This window comes from Campylobacter sputorum subsp. sputorum (assembly GCF_008245005.1).
Taxonomy (GTDB): Bacteria; Campylobacterota; Campylobacteria; order Campylobacterales; family Campylobacteraceae; genus Campylobacter_F; species Campylobacter_F sputorum.
On record NZ_CP043427.1, the window covers coordinates 313973 to 336139 of the forward strand.

Below are 22167 nucleotides of genomic sequence, written 5' to 3' on the forward strand. Positions count from 1 at the left end.
TTTAACTTTTCCATACTAATGTAATTTTTTCATCAAAAATATCGCTTTTTTTAGGGCTTAATGCAATTTCTTGTATTTGTATATTTTTGATATTATATCTATTTTTTAATTCATTTATCTCATTTTCAAAATTTGTAACAATCGCATTAAGCTCTTCGTTTATACTTTCTATACTTTGGCTTGCATACTCTACATCTTTTTTTTGATTTAATACACGCCCAGCATTTCTTGCACCCGTTGCAACTTTTCCCATATTTGTCCTAGATGCAATTTTGCCGCCAAAAATAGCTCCTAATATCGAAGTTCCTATGTTTATTACAGCATTTATGCCTTCTGATTTTAGATCATTTTTCTCTTTTTCAAGTTTTATCATAGCTTTTGATAATTTGTCTTCTATTTTGTTTTTCTCTTTTTCAAATTTAGCAGTTATCTCATCTGTAGTTTTTTCTAAAATTTCATTACATTTATCTTGTAATCTTATCATAAATTCCTCTTTGCTCTCATTTGGAATTGAAGTTATATCAAGAGCCGAATAGAGGTAAAGTTTTATGTTTCTATAAAGATATTCTTTAAAATCTTTTTCTTGTGAAATGAAGTTTTTTAAGCTTGATATAAAAGATGGCAAAGATGAATACTTTGAATTTTCTTTTGATTCGTTTTGTAAAGCAAGTTGTAAATTTTGCGAAGCATCGTCCCAGTTTATGGAATTTTCTCCATCTAAAAAAAGCAACATTTGTGTATCTTTGATAATGTCGATATTTTTTTTACTATCAAAAAATCTTATTTTTGCATTTGCCAGCAAATAAGGTTCTAAATTTAAATCCTCTCCATAGCTGTATTTTTGCGTTATATCCGAAGATAAAAGCGGTTTTGATGAGCTAAAATCTATTTTTTTATGTTCGTTTATCTGCGTTTTATAATTTTGCATTAAATTTGAAATTTGTTCTTTGCTAAGCGGTCCTTTAAGATAACTTAAAGCCCATCTTGTGTTTATCACATCAAGTCCATTTGCGTTTATATTTTTTACTAAAAAATTTCTTTTTGGTAAATTTGAAAGCAAATTTTCTAGCTCGGTTTTGTCTAAATTGCTACCACTAATTCCACTAAGTCCTGATATAACTTTTTGTTTATCCTGGGCTGTTTGAAGTCTTCCTATAAACCATGTTCCGATATTTGAAAGACCTTTATAATCCAAATCTACAGGGTTTTGCGTAGATAAAACAACTCCAAGCCCAAATGCACGGGCTTGTTTTAAAAGTGTAAGCATAGGCGTTTTAGATGGTGGATTTGAAGTTGGCGGGAAAAATCCAAAAATCTCATCCATATACAAAATAGCCCTAAGCGAGCTTGTGCCCTCGCTTGTTCTCATCCAAGCTATCATTTCGTTTAAAAAAAGTGTAACAAAAAACATTCTTTCGCTATCGCTTAAATGCGATATGGAAAATATATTGCACCTTGCTTTGCCATCTTTGTTAAAAAACATATTTTTTATATCTAGTTTTTCTCCAACTCTCCACTGCGAAAATGACGGACTTGCTATAAGTGAGTTTAATTTCATAGCAAGTTTTAGCCTATCATTTGCTGGGAAAAATGTATCTACACCAAAAACTCCAATTTTTTGAAATGGCGGATTTGCTATGAATTCTATCAAATTTACAAGGCTGATATCTTTTTTATCTTTAAATTCGTTTAAAAAAATGTTTGATATAAGGACATATTCTCTTGAGCTGATATCATTTGTATCTATTCCAAGTAGCGATAAAAGCGATGATGTAAGAGATGTTATGTATTCATTTAAGTTTTCTTCATCGCTTAAATTTGGTGCATTAAAATCATTAAGTAATGATATGGAGATACCATCAGAACTTTTTGGTGTGTAAATTTTAAACTCTGCACTTTCTTTAAAAAGTTTAACTCTATCTAAACTTTGAAAGCTATTTTCTATGCCTTCTTTCCACTCTTTTGCGGTTTTTGTAGCTAGTTCATCAACACTAAGAGATGCGTTTTGAGCCTCATTTTCATCCATATATGGCAAGAAATCTTCTTTTTTCATATCAGAAAATGCAAGGCATAAATTTGTAAGATCGCCTTTTGGATCTATGATAAAAGTTGGGATATTATCAATGCAAGCTTCTTCTAAAAGCGTGATTCCAAGACCAGTTTTTCCACTTCCTGTCATACCTATAATCGTAGCGTGAGTTGTTAAGTCTTTATTTTTATACAAATATGGCTCACCATCTTTTAGTCCAATATAAAAAAGTTTTAAATTTTCTTGCAAATTTTTCATAATAAATTCCCTAAAATATTTTGAATTATTATATCAAGTGAAATTTATAAAATAAATTAAAAATATAATTTTATAGTTTTTAAATAAGCAAAATTTATAAATAAAAACCTAAAAATGTGATTAGAAATTCTTAACTCTTATATCATAACTTCCTATTACTCTTCCTAAAATTTCAATCTCTTCTAAATTTTTTATCTTTATAGGCTCATATTGAGCATTGTCGCTAATAAGCATTAATGGGGATTTGCTTATACGCTTTACAAATAATTCATTTTCTTTTCTTATAACATATATCGCACCTTCTATAAAACTTCCATCATTTTGAAAAATGATTTTCTCTCCTTCGTTTATAGTTGGCATCATAGAGTTGCCTATGCAAGAAATTGCGTATAATTTATCTACATTATAAATTTTAAACATATCTCTTAAATTTTGTTTTTGAAAAGGTAAAAACTCGCAATCATTGGAATTATCATTTTGTATCTCGCCAAAACCTGCAGAAACTTTCGCATTTGTAAAATAAGGTATATAAATAGTATCTTCATCGTAGTTATTTTTTTGAGTTAACTCCTCATCTTTTAAAAAATACTCCATACTTACATTATAGAGCTTAGCTATATTTTTAAGTATGTCTAAATTTGGAACCTGTGTTCCATACTCATAGTTTTGTAATGTTCTGGTGCTGATATTTAGCTGTCTTGATGCATCTTCTTGGCTAAGTCCCGCATCTTTTCTACATATACGAAGTTTTTTACATAATTCCATATTTAACCCTTGACATAATGAAAATATTTTCATATAATTACACAAATATTTCTTGTATCTTACCATAAGTTTTGCTAAAAGTAAAGTTTATGTGTATTAATATGCGTAATATTTAATAAATTTAAGGAGGATGATATGTAAAGTATGAAAAATATTTCTAAACACACCAACCTCAAATATGTAAGAGTGTTTGATTATAGTGTGTTTATGGTTAAAGTTTTATAAATATTAAAGGAGAAAAATATGAAAAAGATCTTTTTTATATTTGTAGTTGCATTTGTAATCATTGGTTGCAGTGCTTTAGTAAGTGTTGGCGATAGAAACACAAATACCATAAATCAAACAAATTTAAAGGATAGAAAATGAATAACTTAACTTTTGAACAAAAACAAGCAATGGCTTATACTTTTTTAAAGGCATTTTATACAAGAGAAGAGCTTGGATATGATGTAAGCAGATACACATATCAAGATGTGACCCAAGAGATTATTGATATAGTTGAAAATATGGGCAATGAAATAATTAAAACAAATAGAATAGTTTAATTTGCTAATTTATTCAAAACGATAGCAGAGGATTTAATAAGCAAATATGATTTCATATCTAGTTTGATTATTGTTATTTTTAATGGCGATTTAAAAGCTACTTTAGAATCCATTCTTATATCAGAAAAAAATCTTATAGACGAAAGAGAAACTATTAGAAAAAATGTTTTAGCATATAATTTTATGAAGCAAATTTTAAATCGAGAGAAAGGTAATATCGAGTTAGCTTTTAATGGATTTTAGTTAAAATGCAAAAGAGTTTAAAGCTCTTTTGCGTAGTTACAACTAAGCTGTAAGCCCAATTTACAAGCTTTTTTATAATAAAATTTTGCTTTTTTTATATCTTTATTTAAACCATAGTCTCCCATTTTATACGCCAAACCTAATTGCTGACAACTTGTTGGATGATTTAGGTTTTCACAACCTGTTTTTAAGTATTGTAATGCCTCTATAAATTTATTTTCAAAAACGTAAATAGAATGCAAGTTAAGGCAAGACATACCATTTCCGAGATCGCAACCTTTTTGAAATAGTGGTTTTTGCAATTCTCTTCTTTTTATGATATCTTTTTCTTTGCTATCATAAAAAACACCAGCCTCAAGGCAAGCTTTTGCATCGCCATTGTTGCATTTTGAAATATATTCTTCAAGCTCTTCTCCAAAAGAAAAACAAAAAAATAGTATAAATAAAAATAATTTTTTCAACATAATATTTCCTTTTAAATTTAAGTAAATTATGTATTTTAATAATATATCTATAAAAAATTTATAAATTTAGTTTATAAATCCCTACTTTAGCCGATAATACTTCTAACATCATAAAAGGATTTATAATGAACATAAGCTCGCTTAGTAGTGGTGATATAGTCGTCTATAATGACAATTTGAAATTTGATAATGTGCAGAGATTACAATCTCAAAAACAGGTAGAGCAAAATCCACGCACCATAGATATAGATACAAAGTATGAAGAATACACAAAGTATGAAATAACTCAAAAAAATTTAGAAAACTCCGCTAAAACTTATATATTATCATCTATAAATGCTACTATTTCGGATTATAAACCAAGTTTTAAAAAATACGATTATTATCATATGCAAGATTTCAAATTTGATGAAGCAGAAGAAAACAGAACTTATGTTGCGTATAATAGATTTACAAATGAGTATGATACCATTGCCATTCATTATGATGCACTTAAACCCATACATAACATAGAAACATTTGGTCATGGGTTGGAGTATAATAGTAGCTTTAGAAGAACTTATGACGCAATTGCAAGCTATGGTATGGTAGGTTACTTTGCAACAGATAGGTTTTACGATATGTCTGATCGAGATATTAAAAAACCTGATTTTTCTACCATGAAAAATAGTTTTTGTATTTGTAAAAACTCATACTTTGAAAATATAAACTATGATGGGATAATAGACTCACTAGTAATCTTTGACACCAAACCCCTAAACCTAAACTCATATGCAAACTCTAATCTTTTAAAAACACCTTATGGTGAAGTAACTATATTTTATGATGAGTTTGATGATAATGATAAACTGGGATTTGGAACATTCTCATCAAATTCTCTGCTTTTTAACTTTGATTCAAATGGTGATGGAATTGTTGATGCAAATGATAAATTATTTAATAAACTAAAAGTAAGAGGATATGATATAAATGGCAATGAAAAGATAGCTAAGCTTAGTGATGTTATGCCAAGTATAAATTTAAGAGATTTTATAAATAATGATATAATCAATTATAATGATAAATATATAGATGAGCATAACTCAAAATATCCACATCAAAAAATAGACAAATCAAAGCTTGATTATAGACTATCATATAATGCTTCAAACCCATATACCAAATTTAAAGCAGAATATAGATATGAGATGATTGAAGAAAAAGAGCTAAACAAATTCTTTGAGATGTATGCTAATGAAGATGGTTGGGTTGATTTAACAAATAATCATAATGCTATTTTTAATAAAAACTCAGCTTTTCATAACTTTGCTTATATGAAAAAAGATTTAAATGGCGAATTAAGCCTTAGTGAGTTTAATCCTATATTTAGTGATAAAAAACTAGATAAAGACTTCTCATATACAAACTATCAAAAACAAAACTTTATGAAGTTTTATGATGATTACTATAAAGAGCTAAACTCTCATAATAAAAATATAGAGTGGCTAAGTAAAAATCTAAAAGATTATGATGTAAAAGATGCTGATATTTATATAGATAAATTAAAAGATATAAAATCTCCTTATCTTATAGCTATGGAAAATGAATTCAAAGAAGCAACTGGGCTAGATTTTAGTTTAGAAAATTTAAATAAAGTAAAACAAGCTTTTGATATAAACAAAGCTAAAACAGCTAATGCTCTAAAAGACACAGATAGTGTTGTTGCTATGAAACTAAATAAAAATGGTTCTATAACACTTAAATTTAATAGCGGCAGACAAATAGTTGTAAATGAACTATATAGTGATACAGGCAAACTTTTAGGTGATAAAGATAAACAAGTAAGTGTAAATTTAAAAGCTAAAAATATGAATGAAGATGAGTTAAATTTATTAGTAAGCACTAAATCAGATAGCATAGGTATAAAAACAGAAAATAACAGATACCAAACTCTAAAAGACTTAGGAGTAAAAAGCATTAAAAAACTATCAAATAATAAATTTATACTCTACTTACAGGATAATACATTTATAACCACAAAAGAGCTTTATAATATAACTTATATAGATAGATTTTTAAATGATAGTAGTGGTTTAAATAATAACAGCAACAGTTTAAATAAAAACTCAAATAACAATAATAGTAATTTAAATTTAAATGATAACAACTCAAATAGTTTAAATTTAAACAATAATCTAAATTTCAAAAATAATTTAAATAACAATAACAATTTAAATTCAAATTTAAACAATCACAATAAGTTAAATTCAAATAACAATATAAATAATAGCATAAACAACAATGGGCTAAATTTAGATAACAACAGCTCAAATTTAAATAACTTATCTTTAAATTTAAATAATACTACAAACAAAACAATTCACCCAAAGGATATGTTTTATAGAAAAGTTGATGTTAGAGTATGAAAGTGTTTAAACAATACAAAAAAGAGTTTTTAAATATAGCTTTAAAAGATTAGTTAAAATCTAAAAGTTTTAAATAACACCTAAGAAATTTAACTTATTAGCTGCTTTACAAGCATAAAAAAGATTGTAACAAAAACATAAAAAGATAATTCAAATTTAAAAGATATTTTATGAATGTTTTTGTAAGGATAATCATATAAGATACTTTACATTACTAGAAATTTATAACTAAATTTTATTTTAAATTTGACGATTATGGATTTATCAAAGAGTGCTATTAAAAAGTATTTAAAATGATAGGTAGTATAAATGGATTTGAATCAAATTTAAGTTATTACAATACAAATACAACAACAAATTTAAAAGAAAACTCTGTAAAAGAACAATTAACGCGAGATAACTCTAATATCAAAGAACAAACTACACAAGAGCAAACCATAAATCAAACTAATGAAAACAAATTAGAAGAAAATACAAAAGATATAATTACAAAAATCAAAGAAAAACAAAAAACACAATCAAAAGAAGAGATGGCTAAACAAAATGCTAGATTTAGAAACTACTTTTATAATAAATCAGATTATGATATCCTTGGAGAATTTGTTAAATTTGATAGAAATGAAGTTGATTGGAAAGAAAAATCTATAGTCCAACTTGAAGAATTGCTAAATAAAAAATATACAAAAGAAGAGCAAGAATATATATTTAATATATCAATATTTGATATAGAAACTATAGGAGATGCAGATCTTTTAGTTGATAATAATTTAGTAACTTAGTTACATAATTTAAAAGATAAAGTTGCACAAGGTGGAAAATTATCTATTTGGGATAGAAGGCTAGGCTGGGGAACAATGCAACAAGAGCAAGAGCTGGAGGATTTTTTTTGATTCATTGCCAAAAGATTCCTCAATTAGTGTATATGGAGCTGCACTATATTTTAATTATTATGATGAAGATATAACTGAGTTTAAAAAACTTTTTAGAGAAGATATGGAAAAAACAACTGCTGCAAAAAGAGCACAAGTTGAGAAAGAAAATAAAGAAATAAGAGAATATAATGAAAAACTAGCAAAAGAGCGAGAAAAAGAGATACTAGATAAGTATAAACCAATAGAAGGAAAAACTTTTAATAAAGAAACTTATGATATGCAAAATGATCCAAGACTATTTATTTTATGCTAGTAAGCTTTTACAAAGACAAAATAAATAAGATGTAAAACTCTTCTAGAGCTTATGGAGAAATTAGAAAAAAGATTGGGGTTGATGTTAGGGTTTAAATGATGTAATAGAGTGTCAAAGGACACTCTAAAAATTATAATTTTGAAGCGTTTTTAGAAAGGTATTCTGCTACGCCCTGAGTTGAGGCTTTCATTCCAGCGTCGTCTTTGTGCCATCCAGCAGGGCAAACTTCACCATGTTCGTTTGTAAATAACATTGTATCTACCATTCTTATCATTTCATCAATGTTTCTTCCAAGAGGCATATCATTTATAACTGCATGACGAACTGTTCCGTCTTTGTCTAATAAAAATGAGCCGCGAAGTGCAACTGCATCATCAAAAAGTACATCAAAACCTCTTGCTATCTCTTTTTTAAGATCAGCTACTAATGGAAACTGGATATTTCCTATACCACCATTATCTCTTGGAGTGTTTTTCCAAGCAAAGTGAGTGTATTCGTTATCGCAACTTACGCCTATAAGACTTATACCTCTATCTTGAAATTCTTTAAATCTGTTATCAAAAGCTATAATCTCACTTGGGCAAACAAATGTAAAATCTTTTGGATAAAAAAATACTACGGCTCCGTTTTTTCCTATATTTTTATAAAGATTAAAATCTTCAACTATTTGATTGTCTCCAAGAACAGCTGGTGCTGTAAAATCAGGTGCTTTATTTGTTACTAACATATTGTATCCTTTTAAATAAATTTTATTAATTGAGAAATTATATCTATAAAATTATTAAAATAAGATAAATTTATATCAAAATAATTAAATTTATGAAAATAATTTTCATTTATCATATACTAAAATGTTGATTGTGGATTTACGCCTTTATCACTCCATGTAAATTCACCGCCTGAAATCATATGGAAATGCAAATGCATAACCTCTTGACCTGCATTTTTACCACAATTTGTTATAAGTCTATAACCGCTTTTGTCTATTCCTAATAATTTTGCTACATTGTGAATAAATTCTGTCATTTTTGCCATTATAGCAGGTTCAACTTCTTGAAAGTTTTCAAAATGTTTTTTAGGAACTACTAAAATATGTATAGGAGCCTTTGGATTTATGTCGTGAAAAGCTAAAAAATCACTATCTTCCATAACTTTATTGCAAGGAAGCTCACCATCAATTATCTTTTCAAATACTGTTTTTTCTGTCATTTTTTATCCTTTTTAGATGTAAAATTTTAAACATTATACTATAAATTCATAACAATAAAACAACATATCCATTAAAGCATATTATTAGCATAAAAACAGTAAAATCAACAAAAATTTATTCAAAAAGGTTTATTTTGAAAGATATTGAAAATAGCATAAAAAATAGCAAAAATCTAAGTGAGCTAGAAGAAATAAGAGTCAATCTTTTTGGTAAAAAAGGCATTATAACTCAAGGATTTGCTAAATTAAAAGAGTTAGATGGAGAAGAAAAAAAGACCTTTGCTGCTAATTTAAATGCACAAAGAGACTCTCTTAGTGAGCTTTTAAATTTAAAAAAATTAGAGTTTGAACAAGAAGAGCTTAATGTAAAAATGAAAAAAGAAGCTTATGATATAACTCTTTTTAATGAGCTTTCAAGTAGTGGTGCATTACATCCGATAACAATTACTATGAATAAAATCATTGATTATTTTGTTTCGCAAAATTTTTCCGTAGAAGAAGGACCGCTAATAGAAGATGATTTTCATAACTTTGAAGCGTTAAATTTACCAAAATATCATCCAGCTAGAGATATGCAAGATACATTTTATTTTGATAATGGTAGTTTGCTTAGAACTCACACTAGCCCCGTTCAAATAAGAACTATGCAAAATCAAAAACCACCTATTAGAATGATAGCACCTGGGTCAGTTTTTAGGCGTGATTTGGATTTAACTCATACGCCTATGTTTCATCAGGTTGAAGGACTTGTGGTTGAAAATGGAAACAGCGTAAGTTTCGCAAATTTAAAATATATGTTAGAAGATTTTTTGATTCATATGTTTGGAGATGTTAAAGTAAGATTTCGTCCAAGCTTTTTTCCTTTTACAGAACCTTCAACAGAAGTTGATATAAGCTGTATTTTCTGTGGCGGAAAAGGCTGTAGAGTATGTTCAAATAGTGGTTGGTTGGAAGTTTTGGGAAGCGGCATAGTTGATCCTAATGTTTTTGAATTTGTTGGATATAAAGATGTAAGTGGATATGCTTTTGGACTTGGAGTTGAGAGATTTGCAATGCTTTTACATCAAGTTCCTGATTTAAGAAGTATGTTTGAGGGAGATTTAAGACTTTTGGAGCAGTTTAGATGGTAGTTACTAGAAATTGGTTAAATGAATGGATAGATATAAGCGGTGTTAGTAATGAGTTATTATTAAAAACTCTAAATTCTATCGGACTAGAAGTTGATAGTTTTAAAGAAGTTAGAATACCTTCAAATATAGTTGTCGGATATGTAAAAAGTCGCTCAAAGCATGAAAATTCAGATCATTTAAATGTATGTGAAGTTGATGTTGGAAAAGAAATTTTAACCATAGTTTGTGGTGCTAGCAATGTTGAACCGGGTCAGTTTGTGCCAGTTGCAATGGTGGGGGCTATTATGCCAAATAAAATGGAGATTAAAAAGGCTAAATTAAGAGGTGTTGAAAGCATGGGAATGATATGCTCATCAACAGAACTTGGAATGCCCAAGATAAATGATGGAATAATGCCGCTTGATGCAAGTATTGGCGAATTAAAACTCGGAGAAGAACTTAAAAATTATCCGCTTTTAAATGATGATATTATAGAGATAGATTTAACTGCAAATAGGGGAGATTGTTTAAGTATTTATGGTGTTGCTAGAGATTTATCTGCTGCACTAGATATAGCATTAAAAGAAGTTGAACTATATGAAGATGGTGAGAATTTGCTTGGAATTGGTAGAATTTTAAGTATAAAAACTGATGAAAAGCCTATTTCAAATTTTCAATACAAAGCTATAAAATTAAACGGAGATATAGAAGAGAAATTATTACTAAAATTAAGACTTGCTTATATAGGTATGCAAAAAACAGATATAATACAAAAAATTATATCATATGCCACACATACAACTGGAGTTTTGTTTAGAGCTTATGATTTTGATAAGATAGCAAATGGTAGAGAAAAAATTTCTTTAGATATAATAAAAGATAGCACGACAGCTAGTGTTGTAAAAGCTGAAAATGAAAAACTTAGCATAGCTGGAATTTATCAAAATGATATTGCTATGCCTGATGAAAATAGCAAAGTTATCATTATAGAGGCAAATTATACTGATCCAAATTTGATATCTAGGATTGTTTATGAAAATAAAAATATAAAAAGCGATGAGCATCTTTATAGATCTAGCAGAGGAAGCGAGCCTGACTTAGAGTTTGGATTTGGATATCTTTTTAAATGTTTTAATAAATTTGATTTTATATCTATTTATGCTGGTTCGCAGTATATAAATAATGAAATTTCTCAAAAAATGGTTACTATAAATATAACCGAACAAAGCAGTATGATTGGCATACAGATAGAAAAAAATGAGGCTTTAAAAATATTAAAAAAATTAGGCTTTGATGTAAGTTCTAGTGCCGAGCAGAAATTTTTAAATGTAAAAATTCCTAGTTTTAGGCACGATATAGATAATTCTCATGATATTTGTGAGGAAATAGTAAGAATTCTTGGTGTTGATAACATAGTTTCTAAGCCTTTAGAATTTAAAGAGAAGAATAGATTAAATAGTGTATTTTATAACTATGCTAACATAAAAAGTATTAAAAATAGAGCCGTTGATAATGGATTTTTTGAGTGTATGCATTATGTTTTTGATAATAAAGAGGAACTTTTAAAATTGGGTTTTAAAGAGTGTAAGTTAAAATTGACAAATCCTATAAACAATGAACTTAATATGTTAAGACCAACTCTGATAAATCATCTTTTAAACTCAGCATCAAGAAATATAAAAAATCAGAAAAAATCAGTAAGACTTTTTGAATTAGGCGAAGTTTTTGATGAAAATGCAAATCAAAATTTAAGCTTAGCATTTTTAATTTCTGGCTTAAATAGTGAACCAAGTCTTTTAAATGGTCCAAAAGGCGAGGATATAAGTTTTCTTAGATTTGCTACTAAAGTGCAAAATTGTATCGGAAACATAGAAATAAAAGTTAGCGATGATTTGGTGTTTTTAAATAAATTTGAACAAGGAAAAATTTATCAAAAAGGCATTCAGATAGGATATATCGGTAGGTTAGATTTAGCAATAGAACAAAAAATGGATTTACCTAAAACATATATTTGTGAGATAGAATTTAATAAACTTAAATTTGAAAAAATTATAGCCAAAGAGTATTCTAAAATGCCAAGCATTAGTAGAGATTTGAGTCTGGTTGTGCCAAATTCTATGCGTTATGAAGATATAAAAAACTGCATAAGTTCGCTAACTATACAAGATTTAAAAGAATTTATGCCTATTGACATTTATAAAGATAAAAATTTAAATGATAGTTTTAGTTTAAGTATCAAGTTTGTTTTCCAAAATATAGAAAATACATTAAAAGATGATGAAATAGCAGATAAAATGCAAGTGATATTAGATTCATTAAAAGATAAACTAAATTTGGAAATAAGATGAAGATTATAGCTTTACAAGAGCCTATTACAGCAAGTATTGATAAAATTTCTTCTGATAAGTCAATATCACATAGATGTGCCATATTTTCACTATTAAGCGATCAAAAAAGTGTTATAAAAAACTATTTAAAGGCTGAAGATACGCTAAATACTCTTAAAATCATAGAAAAGCTTGGTGCTATTGTTGAGTATGATGATGATTTTATAGCCATAACTCCGCCAAAAGAAATAATAGAACCAAACTGTGTTTTAGAGTGTGGAAATTCTGGAACTACAATGAGAATTTTAATGGGCTTTCTTGCTAGCATAGATGGATTTTTTGTTTTAAGTGGCGATAAGTATTTAAACTCAAGACCGATGAAAAGAGTTGGTGCTCCACTTAGTGAAGTTGGAGCTAAAATTTATGGTAGAAATGATGGAAATTTAGCACCACTTTGCATAAAAGGAACAAAGCTGGATTATTTTAAATTTGATAGTAAAATAGCATCTGCACAGGTAAAAACAGCGCTTATTTTAGCTGGACTTAATTCAAATGGTTGTGAGATAAGTGAGCCTGAGTTAAGTAGAGATCATAGTGAAAAAATGCTTATATCAATGGGTGCAGATATATCTATAAATGGTTTGAATATAGATGTCAAGCCGATTTCAAAACCATTAAAACCACTAAATATAAATGTTGCAAATGATCCAAGTTCGGCATTTTATTTTGCGCTTATTGCGGCTATAATACCTAATTCTCATATAATTTTAAAAAATGTTATTTTAAATAAAACAAGAACAATGGCTTATGATGTTTTAAGACAAATGGGTGTGTATGTAAAGTTTATCAAAAAAGAAAGCTCATATGATGATATTGGGGATATAGAGATTAAATACTCGCAGTTAAACGGCATCTCAGTAAGTCAAAATACATCTTGGCTCATTGATGAAGCACCAGCCCTTGCTATAGCTTTTGCTTGTGCAAATGGAAAAAGTACTCTTAGAAATGCTGCTGAGCTTAGAGTAAAAGAGTGTGATAGAATAGCCGTTATGGTAGATGGATTAAAAACTTGTGGCATTGATGCGAAAGAGTTTGATGATGGTTTTGAAATAGTCGGCGGTGTACCAAATGCAGCAATAATAGAACCAAGTGGAGATCATAGAATAGCTATGAGCTTTGCAATTTTGGGTTTAAAATGCGGAATGATAATAGAAAATAGCGAGTGTATAAATACATCTTTTCCATCTTTTTCTCAAATTTTAAGAGATATTGGAGTTAAAGTTGAAGATTGAACTTGCTAAGAGTTGTGGTTTTTGTTTTGGAGTAAAAAGAGCTATAAAATTAGCAGAAAATGCACCAAATTCAGCAACTATAGGCGAGCTTATACACAACAAAGAAGAGATAAATAGACTTAAAGATAATTTTGGCGTAAAAACTCTTAATAGTATTGATGAATTAAGCTGTGAGAAAAAGGCGATTATAAGAACACATGGTATAACAAAAGATGATTTAAGTATATTAAAGCAAAAAAACATAGACATCATTGACGCTACTTGCCCATATGTTACAAAGCCACAAAAAATAGTAGAGAAAATGAGCGATGAAGGTTATGATATAGTTATTTTTGGAGACGGCAATCATCCAGAAGTAAAAGGTGTAAAATCATACGCTAAAGGCAATGTTTATGTTGTATTAAGCATAGATGAAATAAAACAAATATCGCTTAGAAATAAAGTAGCCGTAATTTCACAAACAACTAAAAAAATAGAACATTTTAAAGAAATTGTAAATGTTATAATGGAAAAATCAAAAGAAGTTCGTGTTTTTAATACAATTTGTAATGCAACTCTTTTAAATCAAGAAGCAGTAGAAGAACTCGCTAAAAAAGCCGATGTTATGGTAATAATTGGCGGTAAAAACTCTTCAAATACTAAACAGTTATTCATAATTTCTAAACAATTTTGCGAAGATAGTTATCTTATAGAAAATGAATTAGAATTGAATAAAGATTGGTTTATAAATAAAAATATATGTGGCGTTAGTGCCGGTGCTAGCACTCCTGATTGGATAATACAAAATATTATAAGAAATTTAGAAAAGTTTTAAATTTTAAAAAATTTGGCATTAAATTTAAGTTAATAATTAATATGAAAATAAGTTATTTTTAAGTATAATCATGAGTATTTCAAAATATGCAAAAATTACAAAAAAGGACGACGATGGCTGAGGTGAACGATAAAGTTCAAAACGATATTTTTGAGGATGATGATTTAGATTTTGCTACGATGTTAGAAGAATCTTTTAAACAATCAAACGATACTGTATGTAACGGTGTTGTAGTTGCTATAAAAGGCGATGAGATTTTTTTAAATATAGGTAAAAAATCTGAGGGTATTTTAAATTCTAGTGAGTTAAAAAACGATAATGATAAGCTAGATATAAAAGAAGGCGACGAGATAAAAGTAGTCATAACAGGATATAGAGGTGGAAAGCCGATAGTTTCTCACAAAAAAGCTATTCGAAAAGAAAAAATAAAAGATTTTATAGATAGTTATGATGAAAATGCTGAAAATATAGTAGATGTAAAAATTATATCTAAAAATAAGGGCGGATTTGTCGCTCAAAATAAAGATGGAGTTGAGTTTTTCTTGCCTAGATCGCAAAGTGGTTTTAGAGATGGAAATGTGCTTGGTAAAACATTTGCAGCAAAAGTGATAAAAGTAAATCCACAAGAGCAAAGCATTGTTATATCAAGACGCAAGATTATGGAAGAAGACAAAAAAAAGAAAAAAGAGATAATAAATTCTATCTTACAAAATGATGATGTTTTAGAAGGAGTTGTTAAAAAAATTACAACTTATGGAATGTTTGTAGATGTTGGTGGAGTTGATGGACTTGTTCATTATAGTGAAATAAGTTACAAAGGTCCAGTTAATCCTAAAACTTTATATAAAGAAGGAGATAAGGTTTTAGTAAAAGTTACAAAATACGATAATGAGAAACATCACCTTTCTTTATCTATAAAAGCCGCTATGCCAGATCCTTGGGATGAGATAGAAGATAGTCTTGATGTCGGTGATACTATAAAAGTTCTAGTTAGCAATATAGAGCCATATGGTGCTTTTGTTGATCTTGGAAACGATATAGAAGGATTTTTGCATATAAGTGAAATTTCTTGGGATAAAAATATAAAAAATCCAAAAGATTTCATAAGCGAGGGTCAAGAGGTAGATGTTGAAGTTATCGAAATAGATGCTAGCGATAGAAGGCTTAGAGTATCTTTGAAAAATATGTTACCTAAACCATTTGATGAGTTTATGTCAAAATTTAAAGAAGGCGACATAGTAAAAGGAGAGATAACTACTATTACAAATTTTGGTGCTTTTATAAAAGTAGGCTCACTTGAAGGACTTTTGCATAACGAAGATGCATCTTGGGATAGAAACATAAAATGTAAAGATATGTTTAAAACCGGAGATGAATTAGAAGTAAAAATTATAAAAATAGATAAAGAAAATGAAAAAATATCTCTTTCTTTAAAAGATTTAACAAGTAGCCCGGTTTGTGAATATGCAAAACAACACAATGTTGGAGATGTTGTTACTGGAACCATAAGAGATATTAAGGATTTTGGAATATTTGTAAAATTACAAGACGATGTTGAAGCTCTTATAAGAAATGAAGATATAGGTTCTAGTGTTGATGTTTCTACTCTAAAAGTTGGCGATACTATAGAATCTGTAATAGCTTTTATAGATGATAAAAAAAATAGAATTAGGCTTAGCATAAAGCGTCTTTCTAAACAAAAAGAAAGAGAAGTTTTAAAAGAAATAAATGATAATGATAGTTTTAATTTAGGCGATATCATAAAAGATCAACTATCTTAATATATTATTATGAAAAAAAGACTATTAACATTTGGCACTATATCATTTTTAGCTATTTTGTTACTAGTTTTTGGTTTTTATCTGTGGAGTTATGCAAATACAAGTCTTTTTGTGGAAAATAACTCCTCTGAACCATTAAATAAACAGATTTTTAAGCATAAAGAAAAAAAATATTTTTCGTGGATTGAAGAATTTGCGGTTAGAAAAAATAGTGATTATTCTCTTCCTGTAAATAAAATTTATATAAAAGTTGGTAGCCCAAAAAATTTAGGCAAGATTACTCAACTAATTATAGATAAGAATAGTTTTTACTCTATGTTTTGTGTATCTCAAACTCTTAAGCATTTGGGTGTTGAGTTTAGCGTTATAAAAGATGAGACACAAAATTTAATCTACTTATATACCGGAGATAAAGAGTTATTGCAAAATATTGTATCTAGTTTAAAAACATACGATATAAATTCTAAAACAAAGGAAATTGTATTATGAAAACAGTGGTTGTGTGTGACGCTATTCATCAAAAAGGTTTTGAGCTTCTAGAAAAAGAAGATGATATAAAAGTTATAGATGCTACAAATTTAGCAAAAGACGAACTTTTAAAAGTTATAGTTAATGCAGATGTTGCTATAACAAGAAGCCCAACTGAAATTGGTAGTAAATTTTTAGATGCTGGTAAAAATTTAACTGCGATAGTAAGAGCTGGAGTTGGTGTTGATAATGTTGATATAGAAAATGCTTCTAAAAAAGGTATCATCATAATGAATGTTCCAACAGCAAATACTATAGCAGCTGTTGAGATGACTATGTGTCATATATTAAACTGTGCTAGAAAATTTATAAACTCAAGCAATGATCTTAAGATAAATAGAAACTGGAAACGCGAAAAATGGTATGGAGTAGAGCTTTTTGGAAAAACTCTTGGTATAATTGGATTTGGCAATATCGGATCAAGAGTAGCACAAAGAGCAATGGCTTTTGGTATGAATATTATTGCTTATGATCCATACATAGATCCTACAAAAGTTACAAGTATGGGCGGAGTTTATGCTGAAAATTTAGATGATATACTAAAAAATTCAGATTTTATAACTATACATACACCAAAAACGAATGAGACTATAGATATAATTTCGCAAAAAGATTTAGATAAATTAAAAGATGGAGTTAGATTAATTAATTGTGCTAGAGGCGGTCTTTATAATGAGGCAATGCTTGTAAAAGGCTTAAAGAGTGGTAAAATAGCATCTCTTGGTATAGATGTGCTTGAAAAAGAACCAGCAACAAATCACGAATTATTGGAATTTGAAAATGTTGGAGTAACGCCACATCTTGGGGCAAATACATATGAATCTCAAGAAAAAATTGCTATTGCAGCAGCAGAGCAGGCCATAAGTGCAATAAGAGGTATTAGTTATCCAAATGCACTGAATTTACCTATAAGAAAAGATAGTATTCCTGAATTTGTCGTGCCTTATATAGAACTTATTTCAAAAATGGCTTATTTTGGTGCACAGATATCAAACGGATCTATAAGAGAGATTCATCTTAAAACAGAAGGTGATATTGGAAGTTATGCTGAGTCAATGTTGATTTTTGCTATAGTTGGTGCAATGAAACATATTTTAGGAGATCATATCAACTATGTAAATGCCAAATTTGTTGCAGAAGAAAAAGATATAAAAACATCTGTTGCGACTTTAGAAGAAAAAGATTATAGAAATAAAGCAACTATTTCTTTGATTACACAAAGTGGAATTACTGAAATTTCTGGAACGGTATTCTCACAAACAGAACAAAGAATTGTTAGCATTAATGGCTTTAAAACAGACTTTAAGCCAAAAGGCAAAATGATAGTATTTAAAAATAGAGATGTCCCTGGAGTTATCATGTCTGTGGCTTCTATATTAAAAGATGCTAATATAAATATAGCGGATTTTAGACTTGGAAGAGGCGAAGAAGGATATGCTCTTGCTGTTATATTATTGGATGAAAATATAAGCAAAGATATTATCGCTAAAATAAGCAATTTATCAAATTGTGTTTGGGCACATTATGCTGTTTTATAAATTTTAATTTAAGAAAAATACAGTATAATTAGAACTTTTATTAATTGTATATAAATTTTTTATTGAGGTAGGATTAGTGTTTGAGCAAATAAGTGATTCTTTTAAGGCAGCTGTTAATAAACTAAAGACCATCGATGATGAAAAAGCACTCAAAAATGCGATGGAAACTCTTAAAAAAGCACTATTAAAAGCCGATGTTTATCATAAAGTTGTAAAAGATCTTTTATCTAATATAGAAAAAGACCTTAAAGGTAGAGGTATTGGTCAAAAACAGTTTTTAGATAGTATTAAAGAAAATTTGACTACTACATTGACAGCTCCTGGTAATCAAGGTTTTGTTTATGCATCAAATCCTCCAACAGTAGTTTTAATGACGGGACTTCAAGGTAGTGGAAAAACAACTACGACAGTTAAGCTTGCGAATTTTCTAAAACTACGCAAAAAAAAGATTTTAGTTGCAGCATGTGACTTGCAAAGACTTGCCGCTGTTGAGCAGCTAAAACAGCTTTGTGCTGAAAATGAAATAGAGCTTTTTAACTTAGATGGAGAAAATAATCCTATTAATGTAGCAAAAGAAGCTATAAAAAAAGCAAAAGATGGCTTGTACGATGTTTTGCTTGTTGATACTGCAGGACGCTTGGCTATAGATGAAGAGCTTATGAGTGAATTAAAAGATATAAAATCAACCATAAACCCAAATGAGATATTTTATGTTGCAGATTCTATGAGTGGTCAAGATGCAGTAAGATCAGCCAAGGGTTTTGATGAAATACTTGATTTAACTGGTGTTATACTTAGTAAATTTGATTCTGATTCTAAAGGCGGTGTTGCTATAGGTATAGCAAAACAGCTTGAAATTCCTTTAAGATTTGTTGGTATTGGAGAAAAAGTTGCAGATTTAGAAAGTTTTATCCCAGATAGAATAGTAAGTCGTATTATGGGAGAGGGCGATTTGGCAACACTTGTGGAAAAAACAAGTGCTATAATAGACGAAAAAGAAGCAAAAAGATTAAATAAAAAAATAAAAAAAGGTCAATTTAATTTCAATGATTTCATAGAGCAATTAGAAAGTGTTAAGAAGCTTGGAAATATGAAAAACCTTATAGGTATGATTCCTGGACTTTCAAATGTTGCTGGAAAATTAAAAGATATTGATTTGGAAGGATCTGATGAAATAAAACATATAAAAGCTATGATACAATCAATGACTCCAAAAGAGCGTGAAAATCCAGATCTTTTAAATAATTCTAGAAAGAGAAGACTCGCTAGTGGAGCCGGACTTTCTCAGATGGAAGTTAATAAATTTTTAAAACAATTTAGCAATGCGTCTAAAATAGCTAAAAAGCTATCAAATAAAAATAGTATGCGTGGTATTGAAAGTATGTTAGGCGGAGCTCAAAATTTCCCTAGATAATGGGAAGTTTTGAAAATAAAGTTTAGTTATGGCAAAGGCTATACCTAAGCTTTATTTATAAATTTAAGGAGTAAAAATATGGCAACAGTTGTTAGATTAACAAGAGCTGGTCGCAAGAAAAGACCTTTTTATCGTATAGTAGTTACCGATAGTAGAAAAAGAAGAGATAGTGGTTGGATAGAAAGTATCGGTTATTATAATCCAATGGTAGATCCAGAAGTAGTTAAATTTGATTCTCAAAGACTTGAGTATTGGAAGAGCGTTGGTGCTAAACTAAGTGATAGGGTGGCTAGAATAACTAGCAAATAAAAATGGTAAAAAATTTTTTATTAGAATATGCTAGATTGATAGCCGAATTTCCGGATCAAGTTGATATAAAAGAAGAGCAAATTGATGATAATTTTTGCGAACTTACTATTTTTGCAAACAAGTCTGATGCCGGAAAACTTATAGGTAAAGATGGCAGAATAATAAATGCTATTAAGGCTGTTATCATCGGATGTAAGGCAAAAAATTCTCTTTCTTATAGAGTTACGGTAAAATCTATTGAATAGTGAGTTTCTAGAAGTTGCTGTTGTTGGTAAGACTGTTGGGTTAAAAGGGCAATTAAAGTTAAATAATAAAAGTGATTTTATAAATCAGTTTAAAAAAGGTGCTGTCTTTTACGATAAAAATTCAAATGAATTTGAGGTTGAGAGTTTTGATAAAGCTAAACTTTTAATCAAATTTACTGGTTATAACGATATAGATAGTGCAAAAATACTCACAAATAAGATTTTATATACCACAAAAGCAGATACTATTAAAAATTGTAAATTAAAAAAAGATGAATTTTTTTATTTTGATATCATTGGTTGCAAAATTGTAGAAAACAATCAAATTTTAGGTATAGTTGAGGATATAGAAGAATTTCCTATGAATCATATGTTATTAATCAAAACATCTGATGAGCTTACACAAAAAAATATGCCAAAAAACTTTTATATACCTTATAATGATAGATATATAATAAGCGTCGATATAAAAAATAAAACAATATTTTCAAAAGATAGTATAGACATACTTGAAAATTCATAATGAAATTTACCTTTGTTACACTTTTTAGAAATCTTGTAGAGCCTTATTTTTGTGATTCTATATTAAAAAGAGCTACAGAAAAAAAGCTAATTGATATAAATTTTCTAAATCCAAGAGATTTTAGTAAAAACAGATATAAAAAAGTAGATGATTATATGATAGGTGGCGGTGCTGGGCTTTTGATGAGTGCCCAGCCACTTTATGAGTTATTGATGCATTTAAAAAAAATGGATAAAAATGTAAAAATCATTTTTTCAACACCAGTTGGTAAAAAATTTACACAACAAGACGCAAAAAGACTATCAAATTTTTCTCATTTATGTTTTGTGTGTGGTAGATATGAAGGCATTGATGAAAGAATTTATGAACTTTTTGCTGATGAGTTGTTTTGTATAGGGGATTTTGTTTTAACTGGTGGAGAGCTTCCTGCACTTTGTATGTGTGATGCTATAAGTAGAAACATTGGGGGTGTTTTGGGAAATAGTAATTCTTTAGTAGAAGAAAGCTTTGAAAACACTCTTTTGGAAGCTCCTTCTTTTACAAAGCCAGATAATTTTCAAAATTTAAAAGTAGTTTCAGAGTTTTTAAAGGGAAATCATAGTAAAATAAAAGCTTTGAAAGATAATATGGCGATTTGCAAAACTAGGTTCCATCGCCCAGATTTGTATATAAAATCAAAGTCGCTAAACAAAGGAATAAAATGAAAAATAAATATATTGAGGCTTTTGAAAAAGCTCAAAAAGCCGATAAAGAAGTGCCTGAGTTTAGAGCAGGCGATACACTAAGAGTTGCTATTCGCATAAAAGAAGGTGAAAAAACTAGAGTTCAAAACTTCGAGGGTGTGTGTATAGTTAGAAGAGGAGAGTCTGTAAATCAAACATTTGTTATTCGTAAAATTGGAGCAAACGGTGTAGGCGTAGAGAGAATTTTCCCTATTTATAGCGATAGTATAGAATCAATCACGGTTCTAAGAAGAGGTCGCGTTAGAAGAGCGAGACTATTTTATCTTCGCGAGCTTCGTGGTAAAGCTGCTAGAATTAAAGAACTTAAAAAATAAATTCTCAAACTTTAGTATAAATTCAATTATGAATTTATACTATCTTTTAACTTTTATATTTAATATCAAATTTAAAAATTATTCAATATTTTCTTTTTGCTTCTATATTTTAAAAAACATAAATAAA

At 28.6% G+C, this 22167-nt stretch carries 23 protein-coding genes; 18 read left to right on the forward strand and 5 right to left on the reverse strand.

The annotated features are described in order from the left end of the window. Position 1: 1 nt before the first annotated feature. Both CSPT_RS01590 and CSPT_RS01595 read right to left on the reverse strand, forming a co-directional pair. Positions 2 to 2287 (reverse strand): ATP-binding protein, encoded by a 2286-nt coding sequence (locus CSPT_RS01590; protein WP_089181997.1) that lies wholly within the window; start codon positions 2285 to 2287, stop codon positions 2 to 4. A gap of 120 nt (positions 2288 to 2407) precedes the next feature. Next, entirely contained in the window at positions 2408 to 3052 is a 645-nt protein-coding gene (locus CSPT_RS01595) for an XRE family transcriptional regulator (protein ID WP_161492066.1), read from the reverse strand. Between the two features lie 243 nt (positions 3053 to 3295). Between CSPT_RS01595 and CSPT_RS09320 the strand changes: the two genes are divergently transcribed. Beyond that, entirely contained in the window at positions 3296 to 3418 is a 123-nt protein-coding gene (locus CSPT_RS09320; protein ID WP_255410844.1) for a hypothetical protein, read from the forward strand. Continuing rightward, positions 3415 to 3597 (forward strand): hypothetical protein, encoded by a 183-nt coding sequence (locus CSPT_RS01600; protein ID WP_089181999.1) that lies wholly within the window; start codon positions 3415 to 3417, stop codon positions 3595 to 3597. The genes CSPT_RS09320 and CSPT_RS01600 overlap by 4 nt, the downstream gene beginning before the upstream one ends. Positions 3598 to 3857: 260 nt before the next feature. On the opposite strand, the gene CSPT_RS01605 is transcribed toward CSPT_RS01600, so the two are convergent. Beyond that, on the reverse strand, positions 3858 to 4304 hold the full coding sequence (locus tag CSPT_RS01605; RefSeq protein WP_089182001.1) for an SEL1-like repeat protein: 447 nt from the start codon (positions 4302 to 4304) through the stop codon (positions 3858 to 3860). A 125-nt stretch (positions 4305 to 4429) separates the two neighbouring features. Here CSPT_RS01605 and CSPT_RS01610 point away from each other — a divergent pair, with 125 nt between their 5' ends. The 3 genes from CSPT_RS01610 (at position 4430) to CSPT_RS01620 (ending at position 7894) form a co-directional block, all read left to right on the forward strand. Next, a complete protein-coding gene (locus tag CSPT_RS01610) occupies positions 4430 to 6709 on the forward strand; it encodes a hypothetical protein (RefSeq protein ID WP_089182002.1) in 2280 nt (759 codons plus the stop codon). Between the two features lie 293 nt (positions 6710 to 7002). Further along, a complete protein-coding gene (locus CSPT_RS01615; protein ID WP_089181954.1) occupies positions 7003 to 7488 on the forward strand; it encodes a hypothetical protein in 486 nt (161 codons plus the stop codon). Positions 7489 to 7603: 115 nt separating this feature from the next. Beyond that, positions 7604 to 7894, forward strand: a complete 291-nt coding sequence (locus CSPT_RS01620; protein ID WP_089181953.1) for a hypothetical protein — start codon at positions 7604 to 7606, stop codon at positions 7892 to 7894. Between the two features lie 130 nt (positions 7895 to 8024). On the opposite strand, the gene CSPT_RS01625 is transcribed toward CSPT_RS01620, so the two are convergent. Together CSPT_RS01625 and CSPT_RS01630 are read right to left on the reverse strand one after the other, a co-directional pair. Continuing rightward, entirely contained in the window at positions 8025 to 8621 is a 597-nt protein-coding gene (locus tag CSPT_RS01625) for a peroxiredoxin (RefSeq protein WP_033916854.1), read from the reverse strand. Positions 8622 to 8740: 119 nt separating this feature from the next. Then, the gene (locus CSPT_RS01630) at positions 8741 to 9103 is read right to left on the reverse strand and encodes a histidine triad nucleotide-binding protein (RefSeq protein WP_089182003.1); all 363 of its coding nucleotides are present in this window, start codon (positions 9101 to 9103) and stop codon (positions 8741 to 8743) included. A 134-nt stretch (positions 9104 to 9237) separates the two neighbouring features. On the opposite strand from CSPT_RS01630, the gene pheS reads away from it, so the two are divergent. The 13 genes from pheS to rplS all read left to right on the forward strand — a co-directional run bounded on the left by pheS (position 9238) and on the right by rplS (position 22040). Then, the gene (pheS, locus tag CSPT_RS01635; RefSeq protein WP_089182004.1) at positions 9238 to 10233 is read left to right on the forward strand and encodes a phenylalanine--tRNA ligase subunit alpha; all 996 of its coding nucleotides are present in this window, start codon (positions 9238 to 9240) and stop codon (positions 10231 to 10233) included. Further along, entirely contained in the window at positions 10227 to 12560 is a 2334-nt protein-coding gene (gene pheT, locus CSPT_RS01640) for a phenylalanine--tRNA ligase subunit beta (RefSeq protein WP_089182005.1), read from the forward strand. The genes pheS and pheT overlap by 7 nt, the downstream gene beginning before the upstream one ends. Beyond that, positions 12557 to 13831, forward strand: coding sequence for a 3-phosphoshikimate 1-carboxyvinyltransferase (aroA, locus tag CSPT_RS01645; protein WP_089182006.1), 1275 nt, complete (start codon positions 12557 to 12559; stop codon positions 13829 to 13831). The genes pheT and aroA overlap by 4 nt, the downstream gene beginning before the upstream one ends. Beyond that, positions 13821 to 14645, forward strand: coding sequence for a 4-hydroxy-3-methylbut-2-enyl diphosphate reductase (locus tag CSPT_RS01650; protein WP_089182007.1), 825 nt, complete (start codon positions 13821 to 13823; stop codon positions 14643 to 14645). The genes aroA and CSPT_RS01650 overlap by 11 nt, the downstream gene beginning before the upstream one ends. A gap of 113 nt (positions 14646 to 14758) precedes the next feature. Beyond that, complete coding sequence (locus CSPT_RS01655) at positions 14759 to 16426, forward strand: 30S ribosomal protein S1 (RefSeq protein WP_089187823.1); 1668 nt, start codon at positions 14759 to 14761, stop codon at positions 16424 to 16426. A gap of 9 nt (positions 16427 to 16435) precedes the next feature. Further along, a complete protein-coding gene (locus CSPT_RS01660) occupies positions 16436 to 16915 on the forward strand; it encodes a hypothetical protein (protein ID WP_089182009.1) in 480 nt (159 codons plus the stop codon). After that, positions 16909 to 18492 (forward strand): phosphoglycerate dehydrogenase, encoded by a 1584-nt coding sequence (gene serA / locus CSPT_RS01665; protein ID WP_235610093.1) that lies wholly within the window; start codon positions 16909 to 16911, stop codon positions 18490 to 18492. The genes CSPT_RS01660 and serA overlap by 7 nt, the downstream gene beginning before the upstream one ends. A 76-nt stretch (positions 18493 to 18568) precedes the next feature. After that, on the forward strand, positions 18569 to 19906 hold the full coding sequence (gene ffh / locus CSPT_RS01670) for a signal recognition particle protein (protein ID WP_089182011.1): 1338 nt from the start codon (positions 18569 to 18571) through the stop codon (positions 19904 to 19906). Positions 19907 to 19984: 78 nt separating this feature from the next. Then, the gene (rpsP, locus tag CSPT_RS01675; protein WP_089182012.1) at positions 19985 to 20215 is read left to right on the forward strand and encodes a 30S ribosomal protein S16; all 231 of its coding nucleotides are present in this window, start codon (positions 19985 to 19987) and stop codon (positions 20213 to 20215) included. A gap of 2 nt (positions 20216 to 20217) precedes the next feature. After that, positions 20218 to 20460, forward strand: coding sequence for a KH domain-containing protein (locus CSPT_RS01680; RefSeq protein WP_089182013.1), 243 nt, complete (start codon positions 20218 to 20220; stop codon positions 20458 to 20460). Next, positions 20453 to 20983, forward strand: a complete 531-nt coding sequence (gene rimM, locus CSPT_RS01685) for a ribosome maturation factor RimM (protein WP_089182014.1) — start codon at positions 20453 to 20455, stop codon at positions 20981 to 20983. Before CSPT_RS01680 ends, rimM begins: the two co-directional genes overlap by 8 nt. After that, entirely contained in the window at positions 20983 to 21687 is a 705-nt protein-coding gene (gene trmD / locus CSPT_RS01690; protein ID WP_089182015.1) for a tRNA (guanosine(37)-N1)-methyltransferase TrmD, read from the forward strand. Before rimM ends, trmD begins: the two co-directional genes overlap by 1 nt. Beyond that, positions 21684 to 22040, forward strand: a complete 357-nt coding sequence (gene rplS / locus CSPT_RS01695; RefSeq protein ID WP_089182016.1) for a 50S ribosomal protein L19 — start codon at positions 21684 to 21686, stop codon at positions 22038 to 22040. Before trmD ends, rplS begins: the two co-directional genes overlap by 4 nt. The last annotated feature ends 127 nt before the right edge of the window (positions 22041 to 22167 follow it).